18 protein-coding genes are annotated in these 19,079 nt (G+C 45.9%); 14 read left to right on the plus strand and 4 right to left on the minus strand.

Going from position 1 to position 19,079, the window contains the following annotated elements; translation table 11 throughout:
• The first annotated feature begins 129 nt into the window (after positions 1 to 129).
• Positions 130 to 261, plus strand: a complete 132-nt coding sequence (locus RF007C_RS18205) for a hypothetical protein (protein ID WP_019680964.1) — start codon at positions 130 to 132, stop codon at positions 259 to 261.
• Between the two features lie 33 nt (positions 262 to 294).
• A complete protein-coding gene (locus RF007C_RS13485; protein ID WP_019680963.1) occupies positions 295 to 1,362 on the plus strand; it encodes a branched-chain amino acid aminotransferase in 1,068 nt (355 codons plus the stop codon).
• Positions 1,363 to 1,415: 53 nt separating this feature from the next.
• On the opposite strand, the gene RF007C_RS13490 is transcribed toward RF007C_RS13485, so the two are convergent.
• Together RF007C_RS13490 and RF007C_RS13495 are read right to left on the minus strand one after the other, a co-directional pair.
• On the minus strand, positions 1,416 to 2,153 hold the full coding sequence (locus tag RF007C_RS13490) for a zinc ribbon domain-containing protein (RefSeq protein WP_037300733.1): 738 nt from the start codon (positions 2,151 to 2,153) through the stop codon (positions 1,416 to 1,418).
• Positions 2,150 to 3,745 carry an MBL fold metallo-hydrolase RNA specificity domain-containing protein gene (locus RF007C_RS13495; RefSeq protein WP_037300736.1) on the minus strand — a complete coding sequence of 532 codons (1,596 nt, stop codon included), beginning with the start codon at positions 3,743 to 3,745 and terminating at the stop codon, positions 2,150 to 2,152. Before RF007C_RS13495 ends, RF007C_RS13490 begins: the two co-directional genes overlap by 4 nt.
• Before the next feature lie 323 nt (positions 3,746 to 4,068).
• On the opposite strand from RF007C_RS13495, the gene RF007C_RS13500 reads away from it, so the two are divergent.
• From RF007C_RS13500 to RF007C_RS13515, 4 genes are read left to right on the plus strand one after another with little or no spacing between them, the layout of a single operon-like run.
• Positions 4,069 to 4,536, plus strand: coding sequence for a DUF2975 domain-containing protein (locus RF007C_RS13500; RefSeq protein ID WP_037300738.1), 468 nt, complete (start codon positions 4,069 to 4,071; stop codon positions 4,534 to 4,536).
• A 41-nt stretch (positions 4,537 to 4,577) separates the two neighbouring features.
• Positions 4,578 to 5,069 carry a hypothetical protein gene (locus RF007C_RS13505; RefSeq protein WP_141630247.1) on the plus strand — a complete coding sequence of 164 codons (492 nt, stop codon included), beginning with the start codon at positions 4,578 to 4,580 and terminating at the stop codon, positions 5,067 to 5,069.
• An 18-nt stretch (positions 5,070 to 5,087) separates the two neighbouring features.
• Positions 5,088 to 5,555, plus strand: a complete 468-nt coding sequence (locus RF007C_RS13510) for a DUF2975 domain-containing protein (protein WP_037300740.1) — start codon at positions 5,088 to 5,090, stop codon at positions 5,553 to 5,555.
• Positions 5,556 to 5,566: 11 nt separating this feature from the next.
• Positions 5,567 to 5,782, plus strand: a complete 216-nt coding sequence (locus RF007C_RS13515) for a helix-turn-helix domain-containing protein (RefSeq protein ID WP_019680957.1) — start codon at positions 5,567 to 5,569, stop codon at positions 5,780 to 5,782.
• A gap of 97 nt (positions 5,783 to 5,879) precedes the next feature.
• Here the strand turns inward: RF007C_RS13515 and RF007C_RS13520 are convergent, their stop codons facing one another.
• Positions 5,880 to 6,644: a response regulator gene (locus RF007C_RS13520; protein WP_037300741.1), complete on the minus strand. Its 765-nt coding sequence runs from the start codon at positions 6,642 to 6,644 to the stop codon at positions 5,880 to 5,882.
• Between the two features lie 227 nt (positions 6,645 to 6,871).
• Between RF007C_RS13520 and RF007C_RS16660 the strand changes: the two genes are divergently transcribed.
• Both RF007C_RS16660 and RF007C_RS13530 read left to right on the plus strand, forming a co-directional pair.
• Complete coding sequence (locus tag RF007C_RS16660) at positions 6,872 to 7,510, plus strand: hypothetical protein (RefSeq protein WP_051456679.1); 639 nt, start codon at positions 6,872 to 6,874, stop codon at positions 7,508 to 7,510.
• Between the two features lie 16 nt (positions 7,511 to 7,526).
• Complete coding sequence (locus RF007C_RS13530; RefSeq protein ID WP_037300743.1) at positions 7,527 to 8,231, plus strand: hypothetical protein; 705 nt, start codon at positions 7,527 to 7,529, stop codon at positions 8,229 to 8,231.
• Between the two features lie 62 nt (positions 8,232 to 8,293).
• On the opposite strand, the gene RF007C_RS13535 is transcribed toward RF007C_RS13530, so the two are convergent.
• Entirely contained in the window at positions 8,294 to 8,524 is a 231-nt protein-coding gene (locus tag RF007C_RS13535) for an HPr family phosphocarrier protein (RefSeq protein WP_019680953.1), read from the minus strand.
• 277 nt (positions 8,525 to 8,801) lie between these two features.
• On the opposite strand from RF007C_RS13535, the gene mtaB reads away from it, so the two are divergent.
• From mtaB to RF007C_RS17790, 6 genes are all read left to right on the plus strand, one after another.
• The gene (gene mtaB / locus RF007C_RS13540; RefSeq protein WP_037300744.1) at positions 8,802 to 10,112 is read left to right on the plus strand and encodes a tRNA (N(6)-L-threonylcarbamoyladenosine(37)-C(2))-methylthiotransferase MtaB; all 1,311 of its coding nucleotides are present in this window, start codon (positions 8,802 to 8,804) and stop codon (positions 10,110 to 10,112) included.
• A 198-nt stretch (positions 10,113 to 10,310) separates the two neighbouring features.
• Positions 10,311 to 14,015: a phosphoribosylformylglycinamidine synthase gene (locus RF007C_RS13545; protein ID WP_037300745.1), complete on the plus strand. Its 3,705-nt coding sequence runs from the start codon at positions 10,311 to 10,313 to the stop codon at positions 14,013 to 14,015.
• A gap of 112 nt (positions 14,016 to 14,127) precedes the next feature.
• Entirely contained in the window at positions 14,128 to 15,852 is a 1,725-nt protein-coding gene (locus RF007C_RS16665) for a leucine-rich repeat protein (protein ID WP_051456680.1), read from the plus strand.
• Between the two features lie 57 nt (positions 15,853 to 15,909).
• Positions 15,910 to 17,136, plus strand: coding sequence for a leucine-rich repeat protein (locus tag RF007C_RS16670; protein ID WP_051456681.1), 1,227 nt, complete (start codon positions 15,910 to 15,912; stop codon positions 17,134 to 17,136).
• Between the two features lie 226 nt (positions 17,137 to 17,362).
• Entirely contained in the window at positions 17,363 to 17,509 is a 147-nt protein-coding gene (locus tag RF007C_RS17525; protein ID WP_161634893.1) for a hypothetical protein, read from the plus strand.
• 233 nt (positions 17,510 to 17,742) lie between these two features.
• Positions 17,743 to 19,079, plus strand: a 1,337-nt coding sequence (locus RF007C_RS17790) for a BspA family leucine-rich repeat surface protein (RefSeq protein WP_037300746.1), incomplete at its 3' end; no start/stop codon positions are given.

Genomic DNA, 19,079 nt, shown 5'->3' on the forward strand with positions numbered 1-19,079 from the left:
AATATGGTACAGATTTCAACAGCTGATTTTGTGCATTATTTTTATCCGGCAACTATGGAAAATTATACCCGGATATGATATAATTATTTATTGAAGGATTTCTCTAATCTGAGGTAAGGAGTAGTTTTTATGAGTAAAAAAGGTAAGATAATACTTGCAGCTTCTGTTTCGACTTCAGTGCTGGCTGTGACCGCAGCTGTCATGACGGTATTCATCTGCAAGCGTATTTACGAGAAGAATTACTTCTCGGTCACAGATTAACAGGTCAATATTATAAGAAGAAGGTTGAATAATATGGAAATCAAATTCACAAAAGCAGAGACTCTCAAGGCTAAGCCCCAGCCCGGCGACAAGCTCGGCTTCGGTCACATTTTTACAGACTATATGCTCGTTATGCCTTATGACGAAGGTCAGGGCTGGCACGATCCCGAGATCATGCCCTATGGCAATATAGACCTTTCTCCTGCCGCTATGTGCTTCCACTACGGTCAGGAAGTATTCGAGGGCCTCAAGGCTTACAGAACAGCTGAAGGCAAGGTACAGCTTTTCCGTCCCGAAGAGAACTTCAAGAGACTCAACAAGTCCAACGAGAGACTTGTAATCCCCGAGCTTCCTGTTGAGCTTGGTATGCAGTGCCTTACAGAGCTCATCAAGGTCGAGAAGGACTGGGTTCCTTCAAAGGAAGGCGAGTCGCTCTATATCAGACCTTTCATCATTGCAGTTGATCCTTTCCTCGGCGTTAAGCCCGGTGAGCACTACCTCTTCATCATCATTCTTTCACCATCCGGCGCATACTATGAGACAGGCCTCAACCCTGTAAACATCTACGTTGAGAGTAAGTATGTCCGCGCTGTAAGAGGCGGTATGGGCTTTGCAAAGACAGGCGGTAACTACGCAGCTTCCCTTATCGGACAGGACGAGGCTCACAAGCAGAATTACTCACAGGTACTCTGGCTTGACGGTGTTGAGCAGAAGTACATCGAGGAAGTAGGCGCTATGAACATCTTTTTCGTTATCGACGGCAAGGTCGTAACACCTATGCTCCAGGGCTCTATCCTCCCTGGTATCACAAGAAAGTCTGCTATTGAGGTTTGCAAGAGCATGGGTCTTACTGTTGAGGAGAGACGTATCGATATTCAGGAGATCGCTGACGCTTATGATGCAGGCAAGCTTGACGAGGTATTCGGTACAGGTACAGCTGCTGTTATCTCACCTGTCGGCCACCTCAAGTGGAACGATAAGGTAATGGAGATTAACGGCAACAAGATCGGCAAGATCTCACAGATGCTCTACGATACAATGACAGGTATCCAGTGGGGCAAAGTTGAGGATACATTCAACTGGATCTATCCTATCGACTGAGTTATTGAATAAAAATGATAAAAGCCTGAAAGCATTTGAGCTTTCAGGCTTTTTTATGCCTTATTGTTTTTCTGTAAACTTTCGGCGTATTTTTTATCGCTGTTGAGCTTCCTTTGGCTGACATTCATCATTGTTATCGCAAAAAGCAGATAAATTCTTGTCTGAGCGGCATAGGTCGCTATATTTCCCGTGAGTTCGCGGTCGTCAATGAGACATATCATCAGCATGATCTTCGCAAATACCAGCACGAACGCATAGACTATCATCCATCTGCTCATGGTTATCGAGAAGTCTTCGCATATCATTCTGATCATGATATACAGGAATATCAATACCAGAGCGGAGAAAACAAAGTCCATGACGATTATGCCGTAGAAATATATATCCCTGTCAACTATGAAGATGTGATTGTCATGAGTCTTGGTGAGAAGCTGGACAACTTCGGCGACTATACCGACTATCGGAAGTATTACCAGGTATTTTGTTTGACGGCGGAGTATTATCATCACGGTAAAGGCCATAAACGCAATGGGTATGAGCAGATCTGAAAAGACACAGTCGGGAATATATATGATGCTGTGTCTGATCTTCGGTTCACAGATAAGATCGTTTATGCTGCTTAACAGCAGAATGACAGCAAATACCGATGACGTTATGACCACAGACATATATATGGCGTCGGACAGCTTTTTATCGCTGCTGCGGTCATTTTTTTCTGCTTCCTTACAGGCAGGGCAGTCTATGGAGCCTTCGGGGATGGTGCTGCCGCATTTCGGGCATATCCTTCTCATAGCTTCCAGTCGTCGCAGAGCTTGTGTATGGCCTCGGTAAGCTGGCGCATATCTGCATTGGTCCTTCCTTCAGAGTCTTTGATAAGAGCTGAGAGGCGTTCCGAAGCTGCAAGGAGATCGCTGTATGCGATGCTGAGGTTGGCGGAGTTCTTTTTCTTGGGAACGGGTATGGGATCGGCGTCTATGGTTATGACGTTCTCGGCAATGTTGAATTCGGCGCCGCTGAATGGAACGTATACCTCTGCGCCAAGCTCGTCGCGTAGCCTCTGTGCAAAGCTTTCGGAGGAACTGGCCTCACCGTGGTTTACAAAGAATCTCTTTACGCCAGATATGGCTTTTGCCCATGCCAGAAGACCGTTTACATCTGCGTGTCCGCTGATACCCGGGAGCTGGGTTATGCGTGCGGCTACCTTGACGGTTTCGCCGAAAAGCTTTACACGCTTTGCGCCGTCGACCAGTGCGCGGCCGATGGTATTGCTGGCCTGGTAGCCTACGAAGAGTATGGTGTTCTGCTTTTTCCAGAGGTTGTGCTTGAGGTGGTGCTTGATACGGCCTGCCTCACACATACCGCTGGCAGAGATTATGACCTTGGGGCGCTCGTCACTGTTTATGGCAACGGAGTCGTTGCTGGTGACTGTGCGGATAAGGCCTTCAAAGGTGATAGGATTGATGCCCTTGCGCACGAAGGAAAGAGCTTCCTCGTCATAGCAGCTTTCGCGGTTGCTTATGAATATATCGGTAGCTTCATTGGCGAGAGGGCTGTCCACATATACGGGGAAGCCGTCGTAGCCTTTCACAAGTCCTTCGTCCTTGATATGACGTATGAAGTAGAGCATTTCCTGAGTCCTGCCCACAGCGAAGGAGGGGATTATCACGCTGCCGCCGCGGTCAAAGGTCTCCTGGAGCACCTTCGCAAGAGATGAAGCGTAGTCCGTGGGGCGGTCGTGAACGCGGTTTCCGTAGGTGGATTCTATCATAACGTAGTCCGCAGCCTCAATGAACTGTGGATCGCGGATAAGCGGCTGATTCTGGTTGCCGATGTCTCCCGAGAAAGCGATAGTCTTTGTGACGCCGTTTTCCGTAAGGGTAAGGAGTATGCTCGAGGAGCCGAGAAGATGTCCCGCATCGCGGAAGAGGACGGTTATACCCTCGCATATCTCCACGGGAGTTTCGTATTTATGGGGTATGAACAGCTCTATGGCACCGATAGCGTCATTCATGGTATATAGGGGCACGAAATTGGGCTCGCCTCGTCTTGCGGCCTTGCGGCTGCGCCATTCTGCTTCAAATTCCTGTATATGGGCACTGTCACGGAGCATGACGTTGCAAAGATTGGTCGTTGCTTCGGTAGCGTGTATCTCTCCGCAGAAGCCGCCTGCGTACAGGAAGGGCAGCATACCAGAATGGTCAATATGTGCGTGTGTGAGCAGAACAAAGTCTATATTTGAAGGCGCCACAGGTACCTGGACATTTTCGTAGATGTCCTCGCCCTGCTGCATACCGAAGTCCACCAGAAATTTTTTTCCGCAGGCCTCTATATAGGTGCAGCTTCCCGTAACTTCGTGGGTAGCGCCGATAAAAGTCATTTTCATTGAGAAACCTCCTTTGGTACGGTCATCTTTTTCTGATTTTATTATATCACTTTTCGGGGCAGATGTCTATAAAAAACATCAAAAAGCAGTAAAAGTGCAGGAGAACTGCAAAGGATTTAATGATAAACGATAAATTTTTATCGTAGAAATTGCACAAAGGGATCGGGATCCTGCGGCATCGTTTATATGGAAACATACAATTTTTAATGATAAACATTAAAAATATATTGACAAACGTAAATGCTGGTGCTATTATAAAGTCACAGAAACGGAGTGACTCAATGTTCTGATAATGAACAAATTCTTTTTAAGGAGCGATAAAAATGAATAAAACAAAAGTAGAAGCCATGATAAAGAGAAGCAGCCTTATTGTAATGATAATAGCTGCTGTTGAGACAGTTTTTGCATTGTTTTTAGTGATAATGGAATGTAGGCATTTAAAAAACATTGAAAGATTGCCTGATGCATTCCTTAATCTTTTATTACCGGAAGTTGTAGAAATGTTTTTCAATGGAATTGTATATTTGGTTTGGACGATTATATTCTACAGGATATTCCGAAGCGGCAGACCATTTACAAATGGCAATATAATTGCAGTCAGAGTTGTAGCTGCCCTGACATTTATCAAAGGTTTTGTTTGGGTTTTTATAAGATATGGTGCAGGTGATTCGATCTTAACGTCAATTGTCGGACCGTTCTTTTCAACATTCGGTGCTGTTTTATTCCTGCTTTTTGCCGAAATAATGCGCTACGGAAAGCTTCTCCAGATAGAGTCGGACGAAACGTTATGAGGTGAGCCGATATGGCACAGTTTTTTCAGGGAGGTATTGATATGAATAACGAGAAATTAATGTCAAAGATCAGAACAGTCAGCAGGATATCGGTAGTCGGAGCAGTCATATATATAGCAGTTTCGGCCTTGCGTTTCGTTCCTGACGCCGTGAAAGGCTTTAAAGACGGATGGAACAGTGTTGATGCCGATACCGGGGCACAGGAAGAGGTGATGTCGTGGGTACAGCTCATGGTCGTGCCATTTGCTATCGCTTTTGCGGCAGTATCACTGATAATAATAGTATCTGGGCTTCAAGTGCTCTTCGGTATGAGCAGGAATGTTTCGCCATTCAATGACAAGGTCAGCAAAGCGGTAAAAAAGCTTGGTATAAGCTTTATTGTATTTGACGTGGTCAAAACTGTGCTTTATTTATTTATGTACGGCACTCTCGGTATCGGTATGGTATGGCTGGCAGGACTTATATTATGTGCATTTGCGCTGGTATTCCGCTATGGAACTATCCTGCAGCAGGAATCGGACGAGCTTCTCTGATAAAAGGAAGGGACGGATATGGATAAGGAAAAACTTACGAAAAAGATAAATAAACTCAGCAAGTTCGTGGTATGCGCAATGGTGGTATATTTTATGCTTAACTGCTGCGGCATATGGCCCGATACAAAGTCGGGCGACACGGTGAGTCTGGACGTTGATAAAGTGCCTTTCTGGAAGGCTTCGCTGGGGATAGTTACCATAGTGCTCATCATAGCATCTGTGATCGGCGTCTACATACAGACCTACAGGCTTATGTCGGGGCTGAGCAGGAACAGCACTCCGTTTACAAAAAAGACAGCAAATATCGTCCGTGACCTCGGGATATTTTTCATTATCATGGAAATAGCAGGCGATACTTTCATGTTCATTGCAGGCGGCGTGGTCAATGTAAACTTTTTCTGGCTGGCAGGACTTATCATGTACAGCTTTTCGCTGGTTTTCAGATACGGATCCAATTTGCAGCGGGAATCCGACGAAACTTTGTGAGGTGAGCTGATATGTCGATAATTCTAAGACTTGACCGCGTAATGGCGGACAGAAAAATGAGCCTTAACGAGCTCAGCGAACGTGTGGGAGTGAGCAACGTCAACCTTTCTAAGCTGAAAACGGGAAAGGTCAGTGCTATACGCTTTTCCACGCTGAACGCAATATGCAAGGTGCTTAATTGTCAGCCGGGAGATATACTCGAGTTCATAGACGACGGCGAGGAATAAACAAAACGGGGCAGAATGATATAGGGATTTTAATAATATAAGGCCCGAAAGCGGTAGGGGTACCGTTTTCGGGCTTCGTTGCTTTTATATAAGGCTGTTACTTGCCGTTTATTTCCTTTATGTCGTAGGAAAGCTCATAGAGCTCATTGTCACATTCGCTGTAAAAGCTGTTCACTATGCGGCTTGCCACAAGATGACCTCCGTCGTCGTCGGCGCCTACGAGGAGCACGAGAACTGTGCCGTTTTCGCAGGTGGAAGCCATATCTCCCCGTCGGAGACAGTTTTTCACGGCTTCCGAGAGTATATCCATGACCTTTTTATCCCTCTTTGCATCCTCCGTGCCCTTTTTTATAAGGCTTATGACCAGCATCTGCGCGCTTTTATCTGTTCTTTCGAGTATTCGCATCACAAAGCGGAAGATGTTGCCGAAGTCCACCGAGCGGACGCAGTAAGCTCCCGAGCCGCTGTCCTGAAGGGACATAAGCGCTCTGAGGTCTATATTTGCGGCGCTTTCCTCTTCACAGGGGATCAGTGACAGAGCCCGTATCCTGCGCAGTATAAGCTTCGGACACAGGGGCAGACCGATAACATCGTCAAACCCCTGGGAAAGGAGTATCTCCTGATTTTCGGCACTGCTGTCGGAAGTAACGGCGGCGGCAGGAATATTCGCCAGCTTTTCCGAACTGCGGATATTTTCGATAACTGCACCTATGGAACCGCCGCAGTATTCCTGAGAGATCAGCAGCAGATCACAGCTGGTCAGCCGACGCGGATCAGCAGTAAATATGCAGTCAAAGGAGCTGCCGACAGCATTTTCCCAGTATTTACGGTTATCCGATCTGTCGATGATACCTGCTTTCATAGCACACCTCCGTTCAAAAGTTGTTCATATTTTCTATTGTATCATACCTTTGTGAAAGTTTCAATCATCATTTGCAACAAATTTCAGCTCCTTTTTTTGGCTGAATGAGCATAATACAAAGACAGCTGTTTCCGTTTCGCAATAAAAGCGAAACCGTTTTTTTGCTTGCTATTTTTGAAAAGTTGCTGTATAATGTATTTACAAGATCTGTATGAGGAGGTAAGGACATGAAAATAAAAAAGACTTTTGCTGCTGTTTCGGCGTCAGCAATGCTGGCAGCTGCCATGCTTTCGGGCTGCACCGATAATAATACGAGCTATATCGAAAGACCGCAGACTGAAACTGTCACTACCACAGACGACATTGTTGAATGGACAACAAAGGCAGTCACGACCAAGACAGTTACTTCCTCAAGGAAGAACAAAAAGATCACTTCTGCCTCTGATACCAAGGTCACTACATCTTCGGGCAAGAACGGCAAAAATGGAAAGAACGGCAAGAACGGCGGAAAAACCACTTCATCTTCCGATACATACACCGAAACTACTACAACCGAAGTTTTTGATGCAGAGGACGGCACCTATGTTGAGTACCATTTCCGCAATAAAAAGCTCCTTAACCAGCACTTTGAGAAGCATGGCAGGGAGTTTGACGGTGATTTCAACTATGCTACCGCTGCGGATTATGAAAAGGGCGCCAGTGATGTTATAAACAACAAGACAGCGCTTCACAAGACCGAAGCCGAGGACGGCGACGGAGTTTATTATATCGAGGCTACCAATGAGTTCGTCATACTTTCCACTGACGGCTATATAAGGACATATTTCCGTCCTGACGGCGGTCTCAGCTATTATAACAGACAATAGGAATGAAGGTGCTTGAATGAATAAAGCAATATTAACAGCGGCTGCGGCGGTTTCGGCAGCGGTCCTGCTCTGCGGCTGTGCAGGCAGCCATTCTTCAGATAAAAAGGGGGCAGCGGCAAAACCCGAGCGTCCCACATCCTGGAGCACGGAGCAGAGAAGCCTTGAGGAGGTCACGCCGAATAAGGGCGAAACACAGGTATTCATCACAAAGGATGAGGAAAATGATGCTGTAAGGCTGATACAGGGAGTTCTCAGTACTGAGCCCATAAACGATGAGAAGGCAGCTCTTGACCTGATAGCTTCCTATTCCGAGGTCATGGGCTTTGTGGACGTATACAGCGAGCTGAAGTTCGGCGGCATCATTGATTACAGCGACAAGCTGGATTACAGATTCGATCAGTACTGCAATGATATAAAGGTGGAAGGCAGCTTTGTTGAGCTCACTGTGGATATGACCGAGGGAAACAAGGCAGTAGTCCTCAACAGCACCTATACCGATACATGGGGCTTAAGCACCAAGCCGAGAGTAAGCTCTCAGGACGCCGTCAGATGTGCAGCGGACAGGTTCAAGCTGTCAAAGGCCGCTGCAAAACCCGAGCTTACCATATTTGAAGGCCCGAAACTGGCGTGGGTAGTACCTGTAAAGGACAAAGAGGTATGCGAGGTGTACATCGACGCCGAAAACGGGGACATTATTCACGAAAAGCGCATAGAAAGCTGAATATAAAAGAAAAGGGGATACATTCCTTACGGAACATATCCCTTTTGCTTTTTCCTTTTATCTTACTTTACGATAAATTTGTCGATCTCCTTGAGGAACTTGTCAGCATCATCTGTGTGCGCATTAAGCTGGATGGGTTTTGAGAGGTCGAGGCTGAAGATACCCATGATGGATTTTGCATCGATAGCATATCTTCCGGAAACGAGGTCAATATCGAAATCATACTTCATAACGATGTTGACGAATTCCTTTACGTCATTGATTGCCTGAAGATTAACAGTTGTTTTAGTCATACTTTACCTCCTGTTTTCAGATGTCTGTGTTTGTTTTTTTCTTGTTTATTTCTTTTTTATGCGGCTTTTCCACTTCCGCAACTATATAATAGCACGTAAATTCGGCAATGTCAAGGCGTTGACAGAATTTTCGGCAATTGGTATAATTGATTGATATGGGGGGAGATATTTTTTATTAATACCGATATACTATTAAGAGTGCATAAAATTATTAATTTAAATTTGTGCATTATTCCAGTGAGGGAAAGTGCAAGTTTTATGATATTTAAGGTGAGTTATGTATAAGATATATTTTATAACTTTTGGCTGCAAGGTGAATCACTATGAGACCGAGTGCATGAAGGAGCTTTTTCGTCAGGCAGGTTTTGAGATCACGGACGAGGAAGAAAAGGCCGATGCGGTGGTGATAAACTCCTGTACAGTTACCTCCTCCGGGGACAGCCGTGCGCTGACAGCTCTCCGCAGGACGAGGGAAGCTCTGCCCTCTGCGGTCATAGCCCTGACAGGCTGCTATCCTCAGGCCGATCCCGGGGAGGCAGGCAAGCTTACGGAGGCGGATATTATAGCCGGAACAAAGCACCGCAGCGGTATAGTCGATATGGTGTGCAGCTGCCTTGAGGACAGGAAGCGTATAGTCGAGCTGTCGGATTATAGCTCCGATGAGCTTTTCGAGCCTTTGAAATGCACCCGTTTTGACAGGAATACCCGCGCCTTTGTGAAGATACAGGACGGCTGCAACCAGTTCTGTTCCTACTGCATGATACCCTACGCAAGGGGGCGCTGCCGCTCAAAGCCTCTTGAAGTTCTGCGCGGTGAAATACGTGAGATAGCTGCAAACGGCGTCAGAGAAATAGTGCTGTCGGGCATAAATCTCTGCTTCTACGGCAGGGAATGGGGAGGCGACCTTGCAGACGCTGCGGAGATATGCGCAGAGACCGCAGGCATTGAGAGGATACGTCTTGGTTCGCTGGAGCCTGAGATGATGTCGGATGAGCTTCTTGCCCGTCTGAAAGCCCTGCCTCAGTTCTGCCCCCAGTTCCATCTGTCGCTTCAAAGCGGCTGCGATAGGACGCTGAAGGCCATGAACCGCAGATATACCGCCGCGGAGTATCTTGCTCTTACGCAGCGTATACGCAGCATATTCCCTGATTGTTCCTTTACCACGGACGTTATGGTCGGTTTTCCGCAGGAGACAGGCGCAGACCACGCAGAGTCACTGGATTTTGTCAGGAAGATAGGCTTTGCAAAGGTACACGTGTTCCGCTATTCCCGAAGGAAGGGCACAAGGGCGGATAAAATGGACGGACAGGTGCCCGAGAGCGTCAAGACTCTCCGCTGGCAGGAGATGACCTCCGCCGCAGAGAAAAGCAGGGATGAGTATCTCAGTTCACTGGTGGGCAGAACAGTTCCCGTGCTCTTTGAGCGTGAAAATTCTACAGAATTTCACCGCGGATATGCACCTGATTATACATTAATAAAAATTTCTCGAAAAAATCCCGAAAAAAGTTTGCGTAATCAGATAATAAGTGTTATAATAGAAGAGTATGGTCATGACTGCTGCTTCGGCAGCGCTGTCGCTGACGTTTAAATGCGTAATTTGCATTTATTGTAGGGGATGCCTTCGGCAGTCCTCGCCTTACGAAATAAATAACATTATACGTTTTGTATGGGCGCTTTCAGAGCACCCGAAAATACACATAGTTTTCGAAACGGGCGAGCGGAACTCGCCCCTGCACAGCGTTATTTATAATTATAAATAAAATTAACGAAAAAGGAGAACTGAATTATGTCCGTATTCAGAATTTACGTTGAAAAAAAGCCTGAATTCGCAGTAGAAGCACAGTCTGTGCTCAGCGATATAAAGACTGCACTCAGACTTAACATTTCGGGAGTACGTATCCTCAACAGATACGACGCAGACAAGCTCAGCGAGGAGGATTTCAGGGCTGCTGTAAATACCGTATTCTCGGAGCCCGCCGTTGATGTGGTATATGATGAAATGCCCCAGGTCGCCGAGACAGACCGCGTATTCGCTGTTGAATACCTTCCAGGACAGTTCGACCAGAGAGCCGACAGCTGTGAGCAGTGTATCCAGATACTCCGTCAGGGAGAGCGCTGCCGCGTAAGAAATGCAAGAGTATACATCATCTCCGGTATTATCACCGACGATGATTTCGCAAAGCTCAAGGCTTACATCATCAACCCTGTGGAGAGCCGAGAGGCTTCACTGGAGACTGTAAAGACTCTCGATACAAATTACGATATCCCCACAACAGTTGAAGAGCTGGAGGGCTTTATCAACCTCAATGCCTTCGGACTTCACGCTTTCGTTGACAAGTTCGGTCTTGCCATGGACTACGATGATATAAAGTTCTGTCAGGACTATTTCCGCAACGAGGAGAAGCGTAATCCTACAATTACGGAAATACGCATGATCGACACCTACTGGTCGGATCACTGCCGTCATACCACTTTCCTCACAAATGTTGAGAACGTAAAGATAGATACTCCTTATATAAAAGATACATACGATCTGTATGTAAACGTCCGCAACGAGCTGGGCAGAACGGACAAGCCCATGACTCTTATGGACCTTGCTACCCTTGCAGCAAAGAAGCTGAAGGCGGACGGAAAGATGGCTGACCTCGATGAGAGCGAGGAGATCAATGCCTGCTCTGTAAAGATCAAGGTCGATGTGGACGGTGAGCTTGAGGACTGGATACTCATGTTCAAGAACGAGACTCACAATCATCCCACAGAGATCGAGCCCTTCGGCGGTGCGGCTACCTGCCTCGGCGGAGCTATCCGCGATCCGCTTTCGGGACGTTCATATGTATATCAGGCTATGCGTGTGACAGGTGCAGCTAATCCGCTGGTACCCGTTGAGGACACCATCGCAGGCAAGCTCCCCCAGAGAAAGATCACAGTGGGCGCTGCAAACGGATACAGCTCCTACGGCAACCAGATAGGCCTTGCAACAGGCCATGTTGCTGAGGTATATCACCCCGGCTATGTTGCAAAGCGTATGGAGATAGGTGCGGTCCTCGGTGCTGCTCCTTCTGAGAATATCCGCAGAGAACGCCCCGTTCCCGGAGATATAGTTATACTCCTGGGCGGCAAGACAGGTCGTGACGGCTGCGGCGGTGCAACAGGCTCATCAAAGTCACATACACTTGAATCCCTTGAGAGCTGCGGCGCAGAGGTACAGAAGGGTAATCCTCCCGAGGAAAGAAAGCTCCAGAGACTGTTCCGCAATCCCGAGGTAACAAAGATGATAAAGCGCTGCAATGACTTCGGTGCAGGCGGCGTTTCCGTTGCTATCGGCGAGCTCACAGACGGTCTCGTTATCAACCTCAACGCAGTACCCAAGAAGTACGACGGCCTTGACGGTACCGAGATAGCTATTTCAGAGTCTCAGGAGAGAATGGCAGTAGTCATCGCTCCGGAGGATCTTGACAAGTTCCTTGAGGAGGCTGCAAAGGAGAATCTTGAAGCTACACTGGTGGCAGACGTTGTTGAAGAGCCCAGACTCAAGATGGTATGGAACGGAAATACTATCGTTGACCTTTCACGTGAGTTCCTCAATTCCAACGGAGCTCCCAAGTATACCGACATAGAGATCGAGAGACCTCTCTGCAATTCCGAATCTGCTCCCGCAGACAGTGCCGAGACATGGTCGCAGCTTATGTCAAACCTCAATGTATGCTCACAGAAGGGACTTATCGAGAAGTTCGACTCCACTATCGGAGCAGGCACAGTTCTCATGCCCTTCGGCGGTGTATACCAGATGAGCCCTTCTCAGGCAATGGCTGCAAAGATACCCGTACTCACAGGCGAGACCAATACCTGCTCACTCATGGGCTGGGGCTATAATCCCGATATTTCCGAGAAATCTCCTTATCACGGCGCTATGCTGGCAGTTATCGAGTCTATTTCAAAGGTAGTTGCAGCAGGCGGCTCATACAAGAAGTGCTGGCTCACATTCCAGGAGTACTTCGAGAGAACACAGAATGATCCCACACGCTGGGGCAAGCCTATGGCCGCACTTCTCGGCGCATTCAAGGCTCAGCTCGAAATGGGCTGCGGCGCTATCGGCGGAAAGGACTCTATGTCAGGTACATTCGAGAATATCGACGTGCCTCCTACTCTTGTTTCTTTCGCAGTATCCACTGCTATGGCTGACAAGATAGTTTCCACAGAGTTCAAGGAGCCGGGAAGCACGGTAATTTCTATAGTTCCCGAGTATGACGAGCACGGACTTCCGAAGTTTGAGAGTATCAGAGAGTGTTTCGACAAGGTGGAGAAGATCATTGCAGACGAGCGTGCGAATGCTGTATGGACAAATGGCTACGGCGGATTTGCCGAGGGTATCGCTAAGATGTGCTTCGGCAACAAGATAGGCTTTGAGTTTACAGCTCAGCCCTCTGCCGAAATGCTCTTCAAGCCCTGCTACGGTGCATTCATCATCGAACTTAAAGGCGACGCAAAGAACGGCGAGAACATTCTCGGCAAGACTGTCAAGGACTACAAGATACTTTGCCGTGATTATACTCTCAGCCTCGACAATCTCCAGAGAATATGGGAAGCTAAGCTTGAACCCGTATTCCCCTGCCGCATAAAGACTACGGATACTACTCCGCAGACATATTCATCGCCTAACCGCATACAGCTTGCGGCTTCCACAAAGATCGCAAAGCCGAGAGTTCTGATCCCTGTATTCCCGGGAACCAACTGCGAATACGATACTGCACGTGCCTTTGAGAAGGCAGGCGCTAAGGCTGAGGTAGTTGTTATCCGCAACCTTTCAGCAGGCGATATCGAAGAGTCTGTAGGCTACTTTGAGAGAGCTGTAAGACGCTCGGAGATAATCATGATCCCCGGCGGCTTCAGCGGCGGTGACGAGCCCGAGGGAAGCGGTAAGTTCATCACAGCGTTCTTCCGCAATCCCAAGATCAAGGATGCGGTTCACGATCTCCTCAGGAACCGTGACGGACTTATGCTGGGTATATGCAACGGCTTCCAGGCACTTATCAAGCTGGGACTCGTACCCTACGGCGAGATAATCGACATGGCTGATGACGCACCTACACTTACATTCAATACTATCAACCGTCACCAGTCCATGATGGTAAATACACGTATCGCTTCCAACAAGAGCCCATGGCTCTACGGCTGCGAGGTAGGCGATATCCACACAGTTGCTATCTCCCACGGTGAGGGACGCTTTGTTGCTCCCGCAAGCCTTATCCAGCAGCTTGCAAACAACGGTCAGATCGCTACACAGTACGTTGATCTTGACGGAAATCCGACTATGGATATACGCTACAATCCCAATACCTCCATCGAGGCTATCGAGGGAATCACTTCTCCCGACGGAAGAGTATTCGGTAAAATGGGACACTCAGAGCGTAAGGGCAGCTACATCTGCAAGAACGTTCAGGGTGAAAAGGATCAGAAGATCTTCGAAAGCGGAGTTAAATACTTCACATGATGATTTCAAGAGGACGGCTTTATGCCGTCCTTTTTATATAATAAGATAATTGACGATTTGAGTGCGATATGATATAATAATTTTAAATATTTTTTACGGAGGTTTTTTTGCAATGAAACTTAAAAAACTTATCACAGCAGCAGTTGCTTTAACTCTTACGGGTACGGCTATGCCTGCAAACAGCGTATTTACCCAATGTACGGCTATTTCAGCAGAGGCGATAGTGTATTCGGATTATAGAGAGGGCCCACTGACATTTGATATTTACGAAGATCATGCCGAAGTTGTAAAATGTGCTCAATTTGTTAACGGTTCGCTCAATATCCCTTCAGAAGCTTATGGAAGGCCTGTAACTTCAATAAAAACTATGGCTTTTCTGAATTGTGATATTTTTTCAATCGTAAGGATCCCCGACAGTGTGAAAGAGATCGGAGAAGCAGCTTTTCAGGGCTGCAAAGGATTGAGAGAGATCATCATAGGAGATAACGTTGAAACAATAGGAGATAACGCTTTTTCCGGATGTACTTATCTCAGAGAGATCAGGATCCCCGATTCTGTGACTTCACTTGGTCAGAGGTGTTTTTCAGGATGCGAAAATCTTTCCAGAGTGACTTTAGGTCAGGGCATTACAGAGATACCCGACAGCTGCTTTTTCAAAAGTGGTTTATGGGATATAATAATAAGCGGCAATGTTACTTCTATCAGGAGTTCGGCTTTTTACGGCAGCAGGCTTCATGAATTCTATGTGCCTGAAAGTGTTACCGATATCGGCTCCTATGCGTTTGCACGTTGTGAAGAGCTGTCATACGTTGATCTTGGAAATAAAATTGATAAGATAGAAAAAAATGTTTTTCAGAATTGTGGAAATCTTAATAAAGTAACGATCCCGGATACTGTAAAAGCTATCGAAAGCATGGCGTTTTTTAATACCGGCCTTAGCAGAATAAATGTGGGGAAGGGTACTGAGTATATAGGTGAGAATGCTTTTAATGATTGCTACCGATTACATGAGATAATCATACCGAATAAAAAGTGTGTTATTTATGATGCTTCCGAAACACTGGGTAATTATCTGAACAATCCTATTATCAGATGCTATGAGAATTCATATCCTGAAGAATATGCAAAAAAATGGGGCTATAGAATAGATCTCATAGGCTCAGGTGCAGCAGATGACGCAACCATGACCACAACAACTGCCAACGTCACAACTACAACTACTTCAAAGCCTGAAACTACAACAACTACTACTTATGACACAGCAGTCACATATTCGACTACTGTAAATCCTGCAACCACCACAACAACTCAGAAGGCAACGACTACGACAACTGCAAAGCCTGCAACAACTACCACAACAACTCAGAAGGCGACGACTACGACAACTTCAAAGCCTGCAACAACTACCACAACAACACAAAAGGCAACGACTACAACAACTGCAAAGCCTGCAACAACTACCACAACAACTCAGAAGGCGACGACTACGACAACTTCAAAGCCTGCAACGACTACCGCATCAACTCAGAATACAACGACTACAACTACTGCAAAGCCTGTAACCACCACCACAACCACGGTTCCCGAAAAGCCTGCGAGAAAGCTGGGCGACGTTAACAACGACGGCAAAATAGACGCTGTGGACGCTTCAATGATCCTTGCAAAATACTCTGAATATTCGACGACTTCTCTTGTTCCTACGGAAGAGGATTTTGAAGTTTGTGACGTTAATAAGGATAAGAAGATAGACTCCGTAGACGCTTCCAGCGTGCTTGCTTATTACGCTTTCATATCTGTTAACGTGGTAATGGATCTTACGTCATTTCTTGACAGATAACACAGAAGGCATAAATAAGTGTTATAATATTTAAAATATTATATTAGGAGGTTCATTATGAATATTAAAAAAATCACATCATCTATCATGGCAATAGCTATTTCATGCGGTACAGTGCAGGCGTTGAATTACTATTCTCCTAAGCATTTTACTGCTGTGGCTGAGGAAGACGAAGGCTTTTCTGAAGTTACAGTAGGAAATGTAAAATATAAGGTTTACAGCGATCATGCAGAGGTAAACGAATGCAGTAAGAGCGCTGTCGGCGAGATCGTTATTCCTGAAAATGTAAAAGGTATTAATATTACAAGGATAAATGATTTTGCATTTTGTGAATGCAGAAAAATTACGTCAGTGGTTATACCTGGTAGCATCAAATATGTTGGCGGGGCAGCTTTCTGGGGGTGTGAAAACCTTGGCGAGGCTTTTCTTCCTGATGGGTTAACGTTGATAGAAAGAAGCACATTTAAGGATTGTGAAAAGTTGAAGTCTATAAATATACCGGATAGTGTAACAAAAATTGGCGGTGATGCGTTTGATCATTGTATTAGCCTTACATCAGTAACAATACCTGATTCTGTTACAGAAATAGAAAATGGGGCATTCGCTTATTGTAAGAATCTCAGAACAGTTAAGATGTCTTCTTCTGTTCGTTACATTGATGACAGATCATTTGTAAATTGTAACTCTCTGCAATCAATTGAGCTTCCGAAAACAGTTGAAAAAATAGGTATGAATTCATTTCAATGCGGAAACATGAGTTCATTCACTGTTTATTCTGATAATTGTGAGTTTGATAAAAATGCACTTTTAAACGGAACACAAAACGGACAATTGGTATATAGCGGTATTGTTTATGGTTACGAAGGCTCGACTGCGCAGCAGTATGCTGAGAAAAATGGTTACAAGTTTGTGGCCTTGAAAGATGATACAATAACTGCAACCACTACGACAACAATTACAACCACCACTCAGAAGGCAACGACTACGACAACTGCCACGTCTGTAACCACCACCACAACCACGGTTCCCGAAAAGCCTGCGAGAAAGCTGGGCGATGAAAACGGTGACGACATAATAGATGCTGTGGACGCTTCAAATATACTCGCTTTGTATGTAAAATACTCGACTTCGGAAGGGGACTCTCCCACAAAAAGCGAACTAAATGTCTGTGATGTGGATGGCGACAGCAAGATAAACGCTGTTGATGCATCAAAGGTATTGGGCTATTACGTTTATACCTCAACGAGTGGCACCAAGAGTCTTGCAGAGTTCATCAAACAATAAGTATTTTCACGAAGGACGGCTATATGTCGTCCTTTTGACATATGCGGAATGATGTGTTATAATTGATTGGATACGGTGATGATAATTGTGAAAATCACAAGCTCCGACCTTGAAAATGACAGTGAATGACTCGTAAACTATCTGAGTGAGCGCTTATTGTAACGAGCCTGAAGCTCTACGTCACAGAAACCGCATGAGCGTCTGTGTATCAGGGAAGGATCAGTCAATGTACAAGAACAGCTTTGAATCTCTTATCATAGATGAAGAAACAGAGGAACGGAACAATGTCTGTTCCTATTGTTTTGTGTGTATTGATACGATTTCAGAGTCTGCGTTTACAGGCTCCGTGAGTACAAGAGAGACAAAGACTTAAGGGAGCCTTAACCGTTCCTATACACGGTTTTATGTTTAAATGCCGTGTATAGGACATGGGAAACTGTTATGCCGTTCCCTTCGGCCTGCACAGAAAAATGCAGCGCCGCATGTCTTATGACCGGGATCACGGCATAATAGACGGGAAAGGAAGGTGTTAAGGAAGAATAGAAAACACAGATGCAATTAATAGGATTGCATATATAATTAAAATTTGGAGGATAATCAGTAATTATGAAGAGAAAAGGTTTAATCAAGATCATGGCTGCAGCACTGGCCTGCACTATGCTTCCCATCAATTCCGAGATAATAGTACGCGATAAAAGCAGCTTCACAGAAGCAGCCGCAGCCGAAACAGCAGGCAGTGAGGGGGTACGTCTGAACAGCGAGGAAAAAACGCTGCTGATTGGAGGATATGTGACTTTTTCGCAGCTGAACGATGCAATGCTCAGCAACAGCGAAAAGTATGATTCTATCGTTGCCGAAGCCGGCACGGTATTCGACATGGAAAGCGCTAAAAATCTGTTTATGAATGTAAATGCCAAGCTTATTGACCTGTCCCGTGCTGATACGAGCAGAGTGAGAGATATGTCGTATATGTTTAATAAGTGCAGTGCGGGCAAGCTGGTTTTAAGCGCTGAAAAAAAGGACGATCAGAAGTTTACAACGGAAAACACATATAATATGCAGAATATGTTCAGAGAGTTCAAAACAGACGAGCTGCTTGATCTTTCGCGCTTCGATACAGCAGAAGCAGAAAAGATGGACTATATGTTCTATAAGTGTGATGCTCCGGAAATAAAGCTCGGTTCGGGTTTTGACACAGGCAGGATAAGGGATATGACAGCAATGTTCCAGAACTGCAACGTTCACGGTATAGACTTTTCGCTTATAAATACATACTGCGTTGAGAATATGACAGCTATGTTCTACGGAGCAAAGAATTACTATGACGGCAGCTATCACGATATAGACCTGAGCAGCTTCAAAACCGGCAGTGTTACCAGTATGCACGTAATGTTCGGCTCCAGCAGCTTCACACATATCAATACAAACGGCTGGGATACAAGACGAGTTGAAAAGATGACAGCCATGTTCAGCAGCAATCCTTATCTGGAAACTCTGGATATAAGCACATTTGATGCAAGCAGTGTTACGGATATAGAAGCTATGTTTTCCAATGACAGCAAGCTGAAATATGCTGATCTGAGCGGTCTGTATTCGTATAATGTAAACGGCTTCAAGAATATGTTCTATAATTGCAGCGAATTGTCTGCTGTAAGACTGGGAGACTGTGTGTATAAGCTCGGAGAGGATGCTTTGCTGAGAAATGACAAGGGCTGGTTCAATTCAAAGGACCTTACCGCAAAGGTCAGCGGAGACGGAGAATATGCCGAAATAGCCAACAGCGGCGATAATCTGTATATTTACGGTGAAGCTCCTCAGGATACTCTCGATTATATAAAGAAGAACAATCTTTACACTACAACCACCACCACAACTACAACTACAACGACAACAACAACAACAACAACCACCACAACCAAGCCCAAGGCAACAACAACCACCAC

The organism is Ruminococcus flavefaciens 007c (assembly GCF_000571935.1).
Classification (GTDB): domain Bacteria; phylum Bacillota; class Clostridia; order Oscillospirales; family Ruminococcaceae; genus Ruminococcus; species Ruminococcus flavefaciens_F.